This is a genomic window from Pseudomonas sp. TYF_14 (assembly GCF_043105275.1).
In the GTDB taxonomy this organism is placed as follows: domain Bacteria; phylum Pseudomonadota; class Gammaproteobacteria; order Pseudomonadales; family Pseudomonadaceae; genus Aquipseudomonas; species Aquipseudomonas alloputida.
Genome location: NZ_JBICLK010000054.1, coordinates 79,812 through 94,635, shown reverse-complemented (window position 1 = coordinate 94,635; position 14,824 = coordinate 79,812). Strand labels below are relative to the sequence as shown.

The following is a 14,824-nucleotide window of genomic DNA, read 5'->3' as shown; positions in this document are numbered from 1 at the left end:
TCGCGGGTGAACCCGCTCCTACAGGGCCGCGCTACCAAAGGACAAAACGATGATCAACAAAGAAAGCCTTACCCATCACATTTCCCAGCAGTTCAACGCCGAGCTCGAAGAGGTGCGCAGCCACCTGCTGGCCATGGGCGGGCTGGTGGAAAAGCAGGTCAACGACGCGGTTACCGCGCTGATCGAAGCCGACTCTGGTCTGGCCCAGCAGGTGCGCGAGGTTGACGAGCAGATCAACCAGATGGAGCGCAACATCGACGAGGAGTGCTTGCGCATCCTCGCCCGCCGCCAGCCAGCGGCCTCGGACCTGCGCCTGATCATCAGCATTTCCAAGTCGGTGATCGACCTGGAACGCATCGGTGACGAGTCGACCAAGATCGCCCGCCGCGCCATCCAGCTGTGCGAAGAGGGCGAGTCGCCGCGTGGTTATGTCGAAGTTCGCCACATTGGCGACCAGGTGCGCAACATGGTCCGGGATGCGCTGGACGCCTTTGCCCGCTTCGACGCCGACCTGGCGCTGTCGGTGGCCCAGTACGACAAGACCATCGACCGCGAATACAAGACCGCGCTGCGTGAGCTGGTGACCTACATGATGGAAGACCCGCGCTCTATCTCGCGGGTGCTGAGCGTGATCTGGGTGCTGCGCTCGCTGGAGCGTATTGGCGACCATGCGCGCAACATCTCCGAACTGGTGATCTACCTGGTGCGCGGCACCGACGTGCGCCACATGGGCCTCAAGCGCATGACGGCAGAAGTGCAGGGCACTGCTGTCGCCAACGGCGAAAAGGCTAATGTTCCGGGTGAATCTGACGATAAGTAAGGTTGCTCCCGAGCATCGACGCCCGGCCTTGGCCGGGCGTTTTCGTTTGCGGTCGAGAGCCGGCAGGCACCCGCGAACGATGTGAAGAAGTCCCGGCGTGACCAGGTTGTAGCAAGTGGCCATCATTGGCAGTAGGCTAGTCGGGATTCAAAAGGAGTATCGATGAGTAAAGTGAATGTGCTGGTCGTGGATGACGCCCCGTTTATCCGTGATCTGGTCCGCAAGTGTCTGCGTAATGCCTTCCCGGGTATGGCCATCGACGACGCTATCAACGGTCGCAAGGCCATGGCCATGCTCGGCAAGGAAGCGTTCGACCTGGTCCTGTGCGACTGGGAAATGCCGGAAATGTCTGGCTTGGAATTGCTGACCTGGTGCCGTCAGCAGCCTGCACTGAAGAACCTGCAGTTCATCATGGTGACCAGCCGTGGCGACAAGGAGAACGTCATTCAGGCGATCCAGGCGGGTGTTTCCGATTTTGTAGGCAAGCCGTTCACCAACGAGCAACTGCTGACCAAGGTAAAGAAAGCCCTGACCAAGATCGGTAAGCTCGACAGCCTGATGGCCATCGGCCCGGCGCGAGCCAACCCGGCCTTTGCCAACGACTCGTTGAACGCGCTGACTGCGGGCAAGCCCGAAGCGGTCAAGGTGGCGGCGCCGACACCGGCACCGGCCAAGCCTTTGGTCGCGGCGCCCGCACCTGCCGCCCCCGCGCCGAGCGGCCGTGGCCAGGGCCAGCTGCGCCTGGCCAGTGGCATGCAGCCATGCGTGATCAAGGCGTTGAGCCTGAAAGAGGCACTGCTGGTGGTACGCCGCAGCGAAGCGCTGCCACAGGTGCTGGAAGGTGCGGTGCTGGACCTGGAGCAGGGCGAAAGTGCCGAAGTTGCTCGCCTGAACGGCTACCTGCATGCGGTGGCGGCGCTGGAGCCAAAACCTGACAGCGACTGGTTGCAGTTGACGTTCAAGTTTGTCGACCAGGATGCCCAGAAGCTCGACTACCTGTCTCGGTTGATTGCCCGCGGCACAGCGCAGAAGCACTTCACCCCCGGTGCCTGACCCCGGCCCCGCGTCATGCTTTGGGCAGGAGCAGCACAAGGCTGCTTCTGCCCAAGCCCGAGTTGCCCCATCCGACCAACTGCAATACCTACCGTAAAACCCGCTGCTAGGCTTCGACAGATCATAACTGTCAAAAAGCCACTATCATGCCCGCGCGCCTGCTGCTGTTCTGTGCATTGCTCATGGCCTCGGCGTCGAGCCAGGGCGTGACGCTCTACAAGATCACTGACGATTCCGGTGTCGTCTCCTATTCCGACCGCCCTGGCCCCGGCGCCAAGCCCTTGGTGTTGCTCGAACCCATGGTCGAAACGCTCGAAGGCCAGGTACTGCTGAACGCGAAAACCTTCGACGGTGGCGTGAGCTTTTCGGCACGAAACGAGCTGCATGTGCCGGTAGAGGTAGAGTTGCGGCTGGACAACCTGGTCAACGCACAAGGCGGTGATGCCCCGCGTATCGTGCGCCGGCTGCTGCCGCCGCGCACCACGCAGATGCTCAGTGTGCTCAGGGGGCGGCCCGGGCTGCTGCTGAACTACCGTTCGACCCTGCTGCAGGCCATGGGTGATCCGGGCAAACGGCCGCTAGGCTTCCGCTATGCGTTCCCGTGGATTGGCGGGCCGTTCGGCGTCACTCAGGGCCCCAATGGCCGTGTCAGTCATTTTGGGCCCCGAGGGCGCTACGCCATGGATATCGCCATGCCCGAAGGCACACCCATCATCGCGGCGCGGGAAGGGGTGGTGGTGAAGACGCAGAACAGCCAGAGCGGGCGCGGCCCCAACCCCTCGGGTAACTTTGTCAGGATTTTGCACCCGGATGGCACCATGGGCGTATACCTTCACCTGATGCGTGGTTCGGTGGTGGTAGCGGAGGGGCAACGGGTACGGCAGGGCCAGATGCTGGCCAAGTCGGGCAATACCGGCAACAGCACTGGGCCGCACCTGCATTTTGTGGTGCAGCGCAATGTGGGGTTGGCGCTGGAATCGATACCTTACCGCTTCGACAGACCGATCAGCGGATTGCCGGATTTCACTGCCGGCAACCCCTGACCGATTTAGCCATCAATCCAGCTTCAGCACCTTGGCCAGGACGATCTTGGGCCCTTTCATCTTCTTGATGATGATGCGCAGCCCTTCGACCTCCAGCACTTCCTCTTCTTCAGGCACGCGCTTGAGCGTCTCGTAGATCAACCCGGCCAGGGTTTCGGCCTCGATGTGGTCAAGGTCGATACCCAGCAGGCGCTCGACCTTGAACAGTGGGGTGTCGCCACGCACCAGCAGCTTGCCCGGCTGGTAGGCAAGAATGCCACGTTCGGTCTTGCGGTGCTCGTCCTGGATGTCGCCTACCAGCACTTCCAGCACGTCTTCCATGGTCAGGTAGCCGATCACCTTGCCATCGGCTTCCTCGACCAGCACGAAGTGCGCGCCGCCCTTACGGAACTGCTCCAGCAACTGTGCCAGCGGCATGTGCCGCGACACGCGTTCGAGTGGCCGGGCAAGGTCCTCCAGGTCGATGGTCTCTGGCAAGTGCTCCAGCTCAGCCAGCTCCAGCAGCAGGTCCTTGATGTGCAGCAGGCCGGTGAATTCTTCGCGCTCGGCGTCGTACACCGGGTAGCGGCTGAACTTGTGGCGGCGCACCAGGGCCAGGATCTGCTTCAGAGGCGCATGGGCGTCGATGCTGATCATGTCCTCACGCGAGTTGGCCCAGTCGACCACTTCCAGCTCGCCCATTTCCACGGCCGAGGCCAGCACGCGCATGCCTTGGTCGCTTGGGTCCTGGCCACGGCTGGAGTGCAGGATCAGCTTGAGTTCTTCGCGGCTGTAGTGGTGCTCATGGTGCGGGCCAGGCTCGCCCTGGCCGGCAATGCGCAGGATGGTGTTGGCGCTGGCATTGAGCAGGTAGATGGCCGGGTACATCGCCCAGTAGAACAGGTAAAGCGGCACGGCGGTCCACAGCGACAGCAGCTCTGGCTTGCGGATAGCCCAGGACTTGGGGGCCAGTTCGCCGACCACGATGTGCAGGTACGAGATGACGAAGAAGGCGACGAAGAACGAGATCGCCTTGACCAGCTCGGCGCTGTCCACGCCGAGATAGGCCAGCAATGGTTCCAGCAAGTGGGCGAAGGCGGGCTCACCCACCCAGCCCAGGCCCAGCGAGGCGAGGGTGATGCCCAATTGGCAGGCCGACAGGTAGGCGTCGAGCTGGTTGTGAACCTTGCGCAGGATGTTGCCACGCCAGCCGTGCTTTTCGGCGATGGCCTCTACGCGTGTAGCGCGCAGCTTGACCATGGCGAACTCCGCAGCAACGAAGAAGCCGTTGAGCAGCACCAGCAGGAAGGCAAAGATGATCATGCCGAAGTCGGCGAATAACGAGGTGAGGCTAATACCAGAGGAAGGGTCCATGATGGAGTTTTTACGGGGTCCGTCTTTGAGATAGAGAGAAAAAAAGTGCCAGCTTTTGCTGGCACAGGGGATCCAATGTAGCGGCTGGGGCCGTAAAAGCAAAGGGCAGCGGACTCATTGCGGGCCCAGTGGCAGCCGGCATGCCCGCGAAGGGCTGCGCCGCAGCCTCAATCTCAAGCCTTTTCGTTGGCCAATTGTGCTGGCGCAAAGTGACAGGTAAAGGTGCTGCCATGCCCCGGTACACTGCTGATTTCCAGCTTGCCCCGGTGGCGCATCAGCACATGCTTGACGATTGCGAGCCCCAGCCCGGTACCGCCGGTATTCGATGCACGGCTGGAGTCTACGCGGTAGAAGCGCTCGGTCAGGCGTGGCAAGTGCTTGGCATCGATGCCCACCCCCGAGTCCTGTACCGACAGGTGTGCGCCCTGGGCATCGACCCACCAGCGGATGCGGATGTTGCCTTCGTCCTGGGTGTACTTGACCGCGTTAAACACCAGATTGGAAAAGGCACTGCGCAATTCCGACTCGCTGCCCTTCAGCTTGACGCCAGGCGCCGCTTCCAGGCTGATGCGCTGGTTGCGCGGCCCGGACAAGGCCTGGGCGTCGTTCTTGATGGCGGCGAGCAGGGCATCGACTGCCACCGGCTGGTTGTCCGATGGGTAATCGGTGGCTTCCAGTTTGGCCAGCAGCAACAAATCGTTGAGCAGGGTTTGCATGCGCGAGCCTTGCTGGCTCATCTGCTGCAGGGCACGGCTCCACCGCGGGTTCACGTCCTCGACGTTGTCCAGCAGGGTTTCCAGGTAGCCGGTGATTACCGTCAGCGGCGTGCGCAGCTCGTGGGACACGTTGGCGACGAAGTCCTTGCGCATCTGTTCCAGCTGGTGAATGCGGGTGACATCGCGCACCAGCATCAGGTGTTCATTGTTGCCGTAGCGGGTGATGTGCAACTGCACTCGCATGCGGTCATTGATCGGCGAAGGGATTTCCAGCGGTTCGAGGTAGTTTTCTGCCTCGAAGTACTCTTTGAAGAGCGGGTGGCGCACCAGATTGGTCACTTGCTGGCCGCCGTCCTGTGGGGTCTTGAAGCCCAGCAGAGTCTCGGCGGCGCGGTTCCACCATTCCAGGTTGCCGTCGCTGTCGAGCATGATCACCGCGTCACGCAGCGCAGCGGTGGACTCCTGCACCCGGTCGATCACTGCCTGCAGGCGGCCCCGTACGCGCTGGTCGCGGCGTTGCAGGTGGTAGATGCTATCGAATACCTCGCCCCACAGGCCGTAGCCATCGGGCGGTGCTTCGTCGGGTTGGTGATTGCGCAGCCAGTCGTGCAAGCGCAGCAGTTGCTTGAGGGTCCAGCCCAGATAGAGCGCCAGGCCAATGGCCAGGCTCCAGCCGTAGTAGCCGCTGACCAGCCCGCCGATCAGGCAGACGGTAATCAGCAACAGCAGATGGCGAATCAGGGTTGCGTGCCAGTTCTGGTTCAATTGACGGTCCTTGTACAACGACGTGCAGCTTGGCGCTCGGGAACTCGATCAGCTCTTGGTCGAGAAACGGTAGCCAGTGCCCCGGACGGTTTGTACCAGATTCTCGTAAGCTTCACCCAGTGCCTTGCGCAGGCGACGGATGTGCACGTCGACGGTACGTTCCTCGACATAGACGTTGCCGCCCCACACCTGATCCAGCAGTTGGCCGCGGGTATAGGCGCGCTCCTGGTGGGTCATGAAAAACTGCAGCAGGCGGTATTCGGTAGGGCCCATCTCGGCCGGCTTGCCGTCGATGGTCACACGGTGGCTGATCGGGTCGAGCAGCAGGCCGCCGACCTCGATCGGCGCCTCGCTGTCGCTCGGGCCAGTGCGGCGCAGCACGGCTTTCAGTCGCGCTACCAGTTCACGCGGCGAGAACGGCTTGGTGATGTAGTCGTCGGCGCCCACTTCCAGGCCCTGGATCTTGTTGTCCTCTTCACCCTTGGCGGTGAGCATGATGATCGGGATATCGCCGGTCAGTTCGTCGCGCTTCAGGCGGCGGGCCAGCTCGATGCCGGAGGTGCCCGGCAGCATCCAGTCGAGCAGGATCAGGTCCGGTTTGCGGTCGACGATGATCGCGTGGGCCTGTTGGGAGTTTTCCGCTTCCAGGCAGTCATAGCCGGCCATTTCCAGGGCAACGGCGATCATCTCGCGAATGGGCGCTTCGTCGTCGACGATCAGAATGTTCCTGCCTACCATGCTCAAAACCTCTCCTGGATTCGGTGTCTTGGCCCGCATTAGATAACGGAATTATTGCAGCTGTGTGACAGGGTGTTGGCCGTTCTGGCGACATTCCGTGACTGAACTAGGCTACAGAGGGCCGCTTTGATGGCAATCCGAACTCATTTCCCCCCCGAAACAATGGTGAATCCAATGACACGACATACGCTGAGCTGGATGGCCCTTTTCACTGCGTTGGCGCTGCCGGGGGTGGCGTTGGCCCACCATGCCATGGAGAAGGATGGCATGTGGGTCGATCATGCCGGCATGACCCTGTACACCTTTGACAAGGATGCGGGTGGCAAGTCGATGTGCAATGGCGAGTGCGCCAAGAACTGGCCACCGTTGATGGTCAAGAAAGAAGACGAAGCACCGAAGGATAAATGGACCCATGTAACGCGTGACGACGGTTCGATGCAGTGGGCTTACGACGGCAAGCCGCTGTATACCTTCATCAAGGACAAGAAGGCCGGTGACATGACCGGTGACGGCATGAAAGACGTCTGGCACGTTGCCAAGCCATGAGATAGCAGGGGCCGCTTTGCGGCCCCAAACTACTCAGCGCAACGCGTAATCCAGCACAACTCCGATAAACACCAGCATCCCTGCCCAGTGGTTGTGCAGAAATGCCTTGAAGCACGATTCCCGGTCCAGCTTGCGCGTTGACCAGTATTCCCAGGCAAAGCACGCCGCCGCACCCAGCAACCCAAGGTGGAACCAGCCACCCAGGTCGAAGCGGCTACCGGCCAGCAACAGGCAGCCCAGCGACAGCAGCTGCAGGGGCAGGATGATGCTGCGATCAGCGTCGCCGAACAGGATCGCGGTGGATTTCACGCCAATCTTCAGGTCGTCATCGCGGTCGACCATGGCGTAGTAGGTGTCGTAGCCTACCGTCCACAGCAGGTTGGCGATATACAGCAGCCAGGCGCCGGCCGGCAGTTCACCGCCAGCGGCTGTGAAAGCCATGGGAATGCCCCACGAATACGCCGCCCCCAGCACCACCTGCGGGTAGTAGGTGTAGCGCTTCATGAACGGGTAGCAGAACGCCAAGGCCACCGCCCCGAACGACAGCCAGACAGTGCGGCTGTTGGTGCACAGCACCAGCAGGAAACTCACCCCGACCAGAATCGCGAACAGTGTCAGCGCCTCGCGTGGCCGCACCCGGCCGCTGGCCAAGGGGCGGTCTGCTGTGCGCTTGACGTGGCCGTCAACCTTGCGGTCGGCAAAGTCGTTGATGCAGCAGCCGGCCGCGCGCATCAGCACCACACCAAGGCCGAAGATGAGCACATTGGCCAGGGTGGGTGACCCATTGCCGGCAATCCACACTGCCGACAGGGTCGGCCACAACAGCAGGTAGATGCCTATCGGCCGGTCCATGCGGCTGAGCTGGACGAAGTCCCAGGCCCGTGGGTGCAGGCGGTTGAGCGACTTGAGCAGTTGCAGGTACATCAGCGGTTTTCCTCCTTGGCCGCTTGCCACAATGCCGGCAGGAACACTTCTGCCACCAGCAGGTCCAGGCCGTTGCGCTCGAAGCGCGAGCGGCGGCCCCAAAGCGCCGCATGTGCAGCTTCGGACGGCAGCCAGGCCTGTGGATAAGTGCACACTTCGAGTGGATGACGGATGAACGCCTGGTCGCAGAACAGCAGCTCGCCCAGCGAGCGGCTGCCCAAGGTTTCCAGGTCCAGGCCACCACGTTCCAGGGCGCTGCGGCTGGCCACGCTGCGGGCGAATACCCAAGGTTGGCCATGGCCGCGCAGATACACTTCGCGCACCCAGCCTTCGGCGCCGGCAGCGATGCCCAGCGCCTGGCATTCGTCATCGCGCAGCGGCTGCCAGCCCTCGAACAACGGGGTGACGGAAAAGTGATCAATGGACAGACGGGTCAGGCGGCGGGTCAGCGAGCCCTCGTCGAACAGCCAGTCAAGGGTGGGCTGGTCGATGTCGGTCGCCAGCTGTGAATACGGCAGCCACGCGACAGCGGCTGCTTGCGGGGATTCGTACGACACGTCGGTATGCTTTGTTACAGCCAGAGAGGCGGCGAGCTTAGCATGATTGCCCCAACTGCTTGCATACTGGCGGCAGGGCCGCTACAAAGCCCCCACGCATTGCGCGCTGGCCCTGTGCGCGGGCAAGCCCGCCAGGCCTGCGCGGTCACTGTAGGAGCGGCTTGCCCGCGAAGAGGCCATCAGCAGCAACACAAGCCCCAGCCTGAACCGAGGAAATAGACCTGATGAAAAAGTGGCAATGTATTGTCTGTGGCCTGATCTACGACGAAGCCGAAGGCTGGCCCGACGACGGCATCGCCCCCGGCACCCGTTGGGAGGATGTGCCTGAAGACTGGCTGTGCCCCGACTGCGGTGTCGGCAAAAGCGACTTTGAAATGATCTCCATCGGTTAATCGAGGAAAGCACGACATGACGTCCCCTGTGGTAATCATCGGTACCGGCCTTGCGGGCTACAACCTGGCCCGTGAATTTCGCAAGCTCGATGCGCAGACGCCGCTGTTGCTGATCACCGCCGACGATGGTCGTTCGTACTCCAAGCCGATGCTTTCCATGGGCTTTGCCAAGCAGAAGGACGCCGACGGCCTGTGCATGGCCGAGGCGGGCGCCATGGCCGAGCAATTGAACGCCGAGATCCGTACCCATACCCGTATCAGCGGCATCGACCCGGGCCACAAGCGGCTGTGGATCGGCGAAGAGGCCGTGGAATACCGCGACCTGGTGCTGGCCTGGGGGGCGCAGACCGTACAGGTGCCGATCGAGGGTGACGGCGGCCATCTGGTATTCCCGATCAACGACCTGGAAGACTACGCACGCTTCCGTGCTGCCGCCGCTGGCAAGCAGCGAGTCCTGATCCTCGGTGCCGGCCTGATCGGCTGCGAATTCGCAAACGACATGAGCCTGGGCGGCTTCAAGGTCGACGTTGTGGCCCCGTGTGAACAGATCATGCCGACCCTGCTGCACCCGGCCGCTGCGGCGGCTGTGCAGGGTGGGCTGGAGGGCCTGGGTGTACGCTTCCACCTGGGGCCGGTGCTGACCCGTCTTCAGCAGGTGACTCAAGGCCTGGAGGCGCACCTGTCGGACGGCAGCGTGATCGCCTGCGACCTGGTGGTTTCGGCCATCGGCCTGCGCCCACGTACCGACCTGGCTGCCGCGGCCGGCCTGCAGACCAACCGTGGCATAAGCGTAGACCGCGAGCTACGTACTTCACACGCCAACATCTTCGCCCTTGGCGACTGTGCCGAAGTCGATGGCATCAACCTGCTGTACGTGATGCCGCTGATGAGCTGTGCCCGGGCGCTGGCGCAAACCCTGGCCGGCAAGCCGACGGCAGTTTCCTACGGGCCGATGCCTATCACCGTGAAAACCCCGGCCTGTCCGCTGGTGGTCTCGCCAGCGCCAAAGGGCTGCGAAGGCATCTGGCAGGTAGAGGGGCAGGGCAGTGACCTCAAGGTGCTCTGCCTTGATGCCGACGGCAAGCTGCTGGGCTACGCCCTGACCGGAGCGGCGGTGATGGAGAAGCTGGCGCTGAATCGTCAGTTGCCACCGGTTATGGCGTAAATAGCGCGCGTTCTGTCGGATTTATCCTGTTGTTGCCTGCACAATGGCCGCCCAGATACTGGCGCGGCCCCTGAGCTCGTGCCATTCTCACTCCCGTCTGCCGCAGATTAGAGCCTGCGGTGCCTTGAGCGCTGCTCCCAGAGGCAGCACGGCATAACAACAAGAATTCCGTCAAAGAGGCTTCACTATGCGCAAACCAGAACTCGCCGCCGTCATCGCCGATAAGGCTGATCTGACCAAGGAGAAGGCCAATCAGGTTTTGAACGCGATTCTCGACAGCATCACCGGTGCCCTGGACAAGGACACCGTGACCCTGGTCGGTTTCGGCACCTTCGAAAAACGTCATCGCGGTGCGCGTACCGGCAAGAACCCGCAAACTGGGGAACCGGTCAAGATCAAGGCCAGCAATACCGTGGCCTTCAAGCCTGGCAAGAACCTGCGTGACAGCGTTAACGCCCCCGCCAAGCCAGCCAAGAAAGGCAAGTGATCGCTCTCTGACAACCCCAGTGTCGGCCAAGCGGGCGCCCCAAGGCGCCCGTTGTGCTTTCTGCAGGCAAAATGTTTCGAACTTGCATAAATAGTTCTGGAAAAGGATAAACTGCGCGCCTTAGTCACTTTTCATTCGAGGCGCGTTGATGAAGTTCCGCTTTCTTCTCTGGGCCATGGGGCTGTTGATGGCCAGGGCCAGCCGTAATAACCCCGCATTCCAGCAGCAGCTCAAGGGCAAGGACCTGGTGTTCCAGATGCAGACCCTGGACGGCAAGGTCGCCCGGCACTTCATCGTCAACAACGAGCGCATCAGCAGCAAGGGCGGCGCGCACCCACAGCCGGCATTCGCCATTGCCTTCAAGGACGCCGCCTATGGCTTCGCCACCATGCAGGCGGGTAACAAGCAGCTGGCGTTCATGCAAGGGATTCAGGACAAGCACATCCAGATCAAGGGCAACCCGGCGCTGGTGATGTGGTTCCAGGGGTTGATGAAATACCTGAAACCAAAGAAGAAAGGCTGAAGCCCGACGGGGATGATGACGCTTTACCTGTGGGAGCGGGCGTGCCCGCGAAACAAGCGACGCGGTGCATGGCACCGGCTTCGCCGGTGTTCGCGGGCAAGCCCGCTCCCACAGTCCAAAATCGCGCCAGCTGTTAGAAATTGAGCAAGACAGTTGCTCCCGCAGGCTATGTGTTAATGCTTAATGCGGTGCATGGAACTGCGAAGCCAGCTCACGCAACAGGTTCTCGGCCTCGAGCACCTTGTTCACCACATCCTCGGCCTTGTCCCGGGTAATGCTCAGGCGTTCCAGCAGTTCGTCAGGTATCTCTTCCTGCGGCCCTGAGCCTATACCTCGCGAGCGCAGCAGGCGGGTGGCCAGGCACACCAAGTTGGGGAACGCGAAATATTCGCCGTCGTAGGCCGGATCGTGCTGGAAGCGCAAGGCAGTCGACAGCTCTTCTGGCATGTCCCACAGCTTCATCAGCCAGGCACCGATCTGTTCGCGGCTGATGCCCAGCAAGTGTTGCTCCACATAGGTGTGGTTCAAATGCGGGTTGACCTCAAGGTGGCGGCAAATCAGCGAGAAGTGCGGCGGGAACACGTGCGCCAGCAGCAGGTAGCCGAAGTTGTGCAGTAGCCCGGCCAGGTAGGTCAGCCCGGCCTCGGGGCGTTCTGCACGAGGCATGGCGCGGGTGAGGCCTTCGATGATCGCGGCGGTGTAGATCGATTGTTGCCAGTAGGGCGTGGCCTGCTGCGGTTGGTCTTTGGGTAGGCTCAAGGTCTTGCCCAGCGCCAGGCCCAGGGCCAGGTTGATCACCAGGTCGAAACCCAGCACACGCACGATGGCGTCTTCCACCGAGCGGATCTTGCCTGGCGAACCGTAGTAGGGCGATGCAGCCCAGCTCACCACCTGTGCCGCCAGCGCCGGGTCGGTTTCGACCACGCCGGTGATGTCGTCGATGCTGGCGTTGGGATCTACCCGCAGCTTGATGATCTTCTGCGCGGTGTCGGCGAGCGGTGGAATTTCGATGGTTTCTTCCAGGCGTTTCTGAATGCGTCGGGCAGTGAAGGCCTGGACCGCATCGGTGATTTCCCGGGTGTCGTCATCGGGGCGGTCGAGATTGGGGCTGATGGCTTCAACTTGCTGGCCGAAGCTGCTGGCGCTGGCCTTGGCCAGCATGCGCTTGAAGTGTGCGCGTTCGATTTCCAGCAACAGGCCGGCTTCGCCTGACTGGATAAAGACAGTTTCAGCGTCGAGCAGGCTCTTTTCGTACTGACATGGCGAGCTGGTCAGCGCCGGGATGCCCGGCAGGGCCTTGAGGTGGTGCTTGTCGAGCATCTGCTTCAGGCGCGGCACCGACACGGCGGTCAGCTTGCGCCCGGTCAGCTCGGCCAGCCGGTTGAGGTCCAGCAGGTGGCTCTGCGGGAACAGCACCATGAGGGCGCCGACCTCGTCGTCGAGAAGGACAGCCTGCACCCGCGAAGCCGCAGGCAGGTGCGAGTGTTCGACCACCTGGCGGTAGGGCACGCCGAGTTTGTCGAGCAGCAGCCTGATGACGGAGGGGGCGTGTGGGGTTGCGGTGTCCAGGGCAACTTCAGTCATGGTCCGTATCCACTGTATCTTTTAAACGCGAAGTATAACCAGCCTGCGAGCAAATCTGGATCCATTCTGGGACTAGCGTCACACTTGGCCATATTGTTGGCCGTGGCGCAGCCAGCGGTCCAGCAGCGGGCTGACGTGTTCCGGCCAGCGTGATACCAGAGCCTGGGCCGCGTCGCGCACGGCCGGCAGCAGGTCGGCGTCGCGCATCAGGTCGGCGACCTTGAACTGCAGCAGACCGGTCTGGCGGGTGCCGAGCATCTCGCCCGGGCCACGCAGTTCAAGGTCTTTTTCGGCGATGATGAAGCCGTCGTTGGTCTCTCGCATGATCCCCAAGCGCTCGCGGCCGATCTGCGACAGCGGCGGGTGGTACAGCAGCACGCAATGGCTCACGGCGCTGCCCCGGCCAACCCTGCCACGCAGCTGGTGCAACTGCGCAAGGCCCAGGCGCTCGGGGTTCTCGATGATCATCAGGCTGGCGTTGGGCACGTCCACGCCCACCTCGATGACCGTGGTGGCGACCAGAAGCTGCAGGTTGCCAGCCTTGAACTCGGCCATGATCTCGGCTTTTTCTGCCGGTTTCATGCGCCCATGGATCAACCCCACCTTCAGTTCACCCAGCGCACTGCCAAGCTCCTCATAGGTGCTTTCGGCGGCCTGGCAGGTGAGTTCTTCGGACTCTTCGATCAGCGTGCATACCCAATAGGCCTGGCGCCCCTCGGCGCAGGCGGCGCGTACCCGCTCGACCACTTCGAAGCGGCGGCTGTCGGCCACCAGCACGGTGTTCACCGGCGTACGCCCTGGCGGCAATTCGTCGAGCACCGAGGTGTCCAGGTCGGCGTAGGCGCTCATGGCCAGGGTGCGCGGAATAGGCGTGGCGGTCATGATCAGTTGGTGCGGGCACAGCTCGCCGGACACGCCCTTCCTGCGCAGGGCCAGGCGTTGCTGCACGCCGAACCTGTGCTGTTCGTCGATGATCGCAAGGGCCAGGTGCTTGAACCTTACCTCTTCCTGGAACAGTGCGTGGGTGCCGACCACCATGGGTGCGCCGTTGGCGATCTGCTCCAGGGAGGCGGCCCGGGCCTTGCCCTTGAGTTTACCGGCTAGCCAGGCGACTTCGATGCCCAGCGGTTCCAGCCAGCGCTTGAAGGTAATGTAGTGCTGCTCGGCGAGAATCTCGGTGGGTGCCATCAATGCCACCTGGTAGCCCGCCTCCAGCGCCTGCAACGCCGCCAGTGCAGCGACAACGGTCTTGCCGGCACCCACGTCGCCCTGCACCAGACGCATCATCGGTTCGTGCTGGCTAAGGTCGTAGGCAATTTCGTTGGCTACCCGCTGCTGCGCGCCGGTCGGCTGGAAGCCCAGGTTAGCCAGGTATTGCGCCTGCAGGCGCGTGGCCCTGGGCAGTACCGGCGCACGCAGGCTGCGCAGGCTTTCGCGCAGGCGTTGCTGCGACAGCTGATGGGTCAGCAACTCTTCGAAGGCCAGGCGGTGTTGAGCCCAGTGCTGGCCTTCGGCGAGCTCGTCGAGGTCAGCGTCGGCCGGCGGGTTGTGCAGGTAGCGGATGGCTTCGTCCAGGGGTGCCAGCTGGTAGTCCCGGGCAAGTTCGTCAGGCAGCCAGTCGGGCAGGCTACGCGGGCCAAGCAGCGCAAGGCTCTGCTGGCACAACAGGCGCAGGCGTTGCTGGGTAAGGCCTTCGGTGGACGGGTAAATTGGCGTCAGGGTCTGCTCCACCGGTGGTGGTGGCTCGTTGCCGTTCAGCGCACGGTACTCCGGGTGGTAGATTTCCAGGCCCGAAGCGCCGGGGCGGGCTTCTCCGTAGCAGCGCAGGTGGGTGCCCCGCTTCAGGCCCTCTTTCTGCGCGTTGCTGAAGTGGTAGAAGCGCAATGTCAGCACACCGCTGCCGTCGCCCAGGCGCACCACCAGGCTGCGGCGCTTGCCCATGGTCACATCGGCACCACTGACCACTCCCTCGATAACCGCATCCTGGCCGGGACGCAGCTGGCCGATTGGCACCACGCGCGTGCGGTCCTGGTAGCGCAGGGGCAGGTGGAACAACACGTCCTGCAGGTTTTCCAGGCCGACCTTGGCGAGTTTCTCCGCCATCGCCTCGCCCACACCTTTCAGTACTGTGACCGGGACCTTCGACAGCTCACTCATG

15 protein-coding genes are annotated in these 14,824 nt (G+C 62.5%); 8 read left to right on the top strand and 7 right to left on the bottom strand.

Features of this window, described 5'->3' with window-relative positions; genetic code table 11:
• Nucleotides 1–49: 49 nt before the first annotated feature.
• The 3 genes from phoU (at nt 50) to ACF8O8_RS14095 (ending at nt 2,916) form a co-directional block, all read left to right on the top strand.
• Entirely contained in the window at nt 50–820 is a 771-nt protein-coding gene (gene phoU / locus ACF8O8_RS14105; protein ID WP_003253329.1) for a phosphate signaling complex protein PhoU, read from the top strand.
• Nucleotides 821–982: 162 nt separating this feature from the next.
• Nucleotides 983–1,873, top strand: a complete 891-nt coding sequence (locus ACF8O8_RS14100) for a response regulator (protein WP_010955816.1) — start codon at nt 983–985, stop codon at nt 1,871–1,873.
• Between the two features lie 146 nt (nt 1,874–2,019).
• Nucleotides 2,020–2,916, top strand: a complete 897-nt coding sequence (locus tag ACF8O8_RS14095; protein WP_392509871.1) for a peptidoglycan DD-metalloendopeptidase family protein — start codon at nt 2,020–2,022, stop codon at nt 2,914–2,916.
• Between the two features lie 12 nt (nt 2,917–2,928).
• Here ACF8O8_RS14095 and ACF8O8_RS14090 read toward each other — a convergent pair whose 3' ends face one another.
• The 3 genes from ACF8O8_RS14090 to phoB all read right to left on the bottom strand — a co-directional run bounded on the left by ACF8O8_RS14090 (nt 2,929) and on the right by phoB (nt 6,488).
• On the bottom strand, nt 2,929–4,269 hold the full coding sequence (locus ACF8O8_RS14090; RefSeq protein ID WP_010955814.1) for a hemolysin family protein: 1,341 nt from the start codon (nt 4,267–4,269) through the stop codon (nt 2,929–2,931).
• A 173-nt stretch (nt 4,270–4,442) separates the two neighbouring features.
• Nucleotides 4,443–5,750 carry a phosphate regulon sensor histidine kinase PhoR gene (gene phoR / locus ACF8O8_RS14085; protein WP_350298424.1) on the bottom strand — a complete coding sequence of 436 codons (1,308 nt, stop codon included), beginning with the start codon at nt 5,748–5,750 and terminating at the stop codon, nt 4,443–4,445.
• Between the two features lie 48 nt (nt 5,751–5,798).
• On the bottom strand, nt 5,799–6,488 hold the full coding sequence (phoB, locus tag ACF8O8_RS14080; protein WP_003253341.1) for a phosphate regulon transcriptional regulator PhoB: 690 nt from the start codon (nt 6,486–6,488) through the stop codon (nt 5,799–5,801).
• A 174-nt stretch (nt 6,489–6,662) separates the two neighbouring features.
• On the opposite strand from phoB, the gene ACF8O8_RS14075 reads away from it, so the two are divergent.
• Nucleotides 6,663–7,034, top strand: coding sequence for a hypothetical protein (locus ACF8O8_RS14075; protein WP_020190123.1), 372 nt, complete (start codon nt 6,663–6,665; stop codon nt 7,032–7,034).
• A 33-nt stretch (nt 7,035–7,067) separates the two neighbouring features.
• Here the strand turns inward: ACF8O8_RS14075 and ubiA are convergent, their stop codons facing one another.
• Nucleotides 7,068–7,958 carry a 4-hydroxybenzoate octaprenyltransferase gene (gene ubiA, locus ACF8O8_RS14070; protein WP_392509870.1) on the bottom strand — a complete coding sequence of 297 codons (891 nt, stop codon included), beginning with the start codon at nt 7,956–7,958 and terminating at the stop codon, nt 7,068–7,070.
• Complete coding sequence (locus ACF8O8_RS14065) at nt 7,958–8,515, bottom strand: chorismate lyase (protein WP_010955810.1); 558 nt, start codon at nt 8,513–8,515, stop codon at nt 7,958–7,960. Before ACF8O8_RS14065 ends, ubiA begins: the two co-directional genes overlap by 1 nt.
• A 224-nt stretch (nt 8,516–8,739) precedes the next feature.
• On the opposite strand from ACF8O8_RS14065, the gene ACF8O8_RS14060 reads away from it, so the two are divergent.
• The 4 genes from ACF8O8_RS14060 (at nt 8,740) to ACF8O8_RS14045 (ending at nt 11,082) form a co-directional block, all read left to right on the top strand.
• Nucleotides 8,740–8,907 (top strand): rubredoxin, encoded by a 168-nt coding sequence (locus ACF8O8_RS14060; RefSeq protein ID WP_003253349.1) that lies wholly within the window; start codon nt 8,740–8,742, stop codon nt 8,905–8,907.
• Nucleotides 8,908–8,923: 16 nt separating this feature from the next.
• The gene (locus tag ACF8O8_RS14055) at nt 8,924–10,072 is read left to right on the top strand and encodes an NAD(P)/FAD-dependent oxidoreductase (protein ID WP_392509869.1); all 1,149 of its coding nucleotides are present in this window, start codon (nt 8,924–8,926) and stop codon (nt 10,070–10,072) included.
• A 187-nt stretch (nt 10,073–10,259) separates the two neighbouring features.
• Nucleotides 10,260–10,559, top strand: coding sequence for an HU family DNA-binding protein (locus tag ACF8O8_RS14050; RefSeq protein WP_003253355.1), 300 nt, complete (start codon nt 10,260–10,262; stop codon nt 10,557–10,559).
• Nucleotides 10,560–10,707: 148 nt separating this feature from the next.
• On the top strand, nt 10,708–11,082 hold the full coding sequence (locus ACF8O8_RS14045; protein ID WP_010955807.1) for an SCP2 sterol-binding domain-containing protein: 375 nt from the start codon (nt 10,708–10,710) through the stop codon (nt 11,080–11,082).
• Nucleotides 11,083–11,262: 180 nt separating this feature from the next.
• On the opposite strand, the gene ACF8O8_RS14040 is transcribed toward ACF8O8_RS14045, so the two are convergent.
• Complete coding sequence (locus ACF8O8_RS14040; RefSeq protein ID WP_010955806.1) at nt 11,263–12,666, bottom strand: aminoacyl-tRNA deacylase and HDOD domain-containing protein; 1,404 nt, start codon at nt 12,664–12,666, stop codon at nt 11,263–11,265.
• Between the two features lie 78 nt (nt 12,667–12,744).
• Nucleotides 12,745–14,823, bottom strand: a complete 2,079-nt coding sequence (recG, locus tag ACF8O8_RS14035; protein WP_392509868.1) for an ATP-dependent DNA helicase RecG — start codon at nt 14,821–14,823, stop codon at nt 12,745–12,747.
• Between the last annotated feature and the right edge of the window lies 1 nt (nt 14,824).

Coding starts and splice junctions, on each gene's coding strand:
- phoB (WP_003253341.1), bottom strand. CDS start 6,488: ATGGTAGGCAGGAACATTCTGATCGTCGACGACGAAGCGCCCATTCGC.
- ACF8O8_RS14050 (WP_003253355.1), top strand. CDS start 10,260: ATGCGCAAACCAGAACTCGCCGCCGTCATCGCCGATAAGGCTGATCTG.
- ACF8O8_RS14055 (WP_392509869.1), top strand. CDS start 8,924: ATGACGTCCCCTGTGGTAATCATCGGTACCGGCCTTGCGGGCTACAAC.
- ACF8O8_RS14090 (WP_010955814.1), bottom strand. CDS start 4,269: ATGGACCCTTCCTCTGGTATTAGCCTCACCTCGTTATTCGCCGACTTC.
- phoU (WP_003253329.1), top strand. CDS start 50: ATGATCAACAAAGAAAGCCTTACCCATCACATTTCCCAGCAGTTCAAC.
- ACF8O8_RS14040 (WP_010955806.1), bottom strand. CDS start 12,666: ATGACTGAAGTTGCCCTGGACACCGCAACCCCACACGCCCCCTCCGTC.
- ACF8O8_RS14045 (WP_010955807.1), top strand. CDS start 10,708: ATGAAGTTCCGCTTTCTTCTCTGGGCCATGGGGCTGTTGATGGCCAGG.
- ACF8O8_RS14095 (WP_392509871.1), top strand. CDS start 2,020: ATGCCCGCGCGCCTGCTGCTGTTCTGTGCATTGCTCATGGCCTCGGCG.
- ACF8O8_RS14100 (WP_010955816.1), top strand. CDS start 983: ATGAGTAAAGTGAATGTGCTGGTCGTGGATGACGCCCCGTTTATCCGT.
- recG (WP_392509868.1), bottom strand. CDS start 14,823: ATGAGTGAGCTGTCGAAGGTCCCGGTCACAGTACTGAAAGGTGTGGGC.
- ubiA (WP_392509870.1), bottom strand. CDS start 7,958: ATGTACCTGCAACTGCTCAAGTCGCTCAACCGCCTGCACCCACGGGCC.
- ACF8O8_RS14060 (WP_003253349.1), top strand. CDS start 8,740: ATGAAAAAGTGGCAATGTATTGTCTGTGGCCTGATCTACGACGAAGCC.
- ACF8O8_RS14075 (WP_020190123.1), top strand. CDS start 6,663: ATGACACGACATACGCTGAGCTGGATGGCCCTTTTCACTGCGTTGGCG.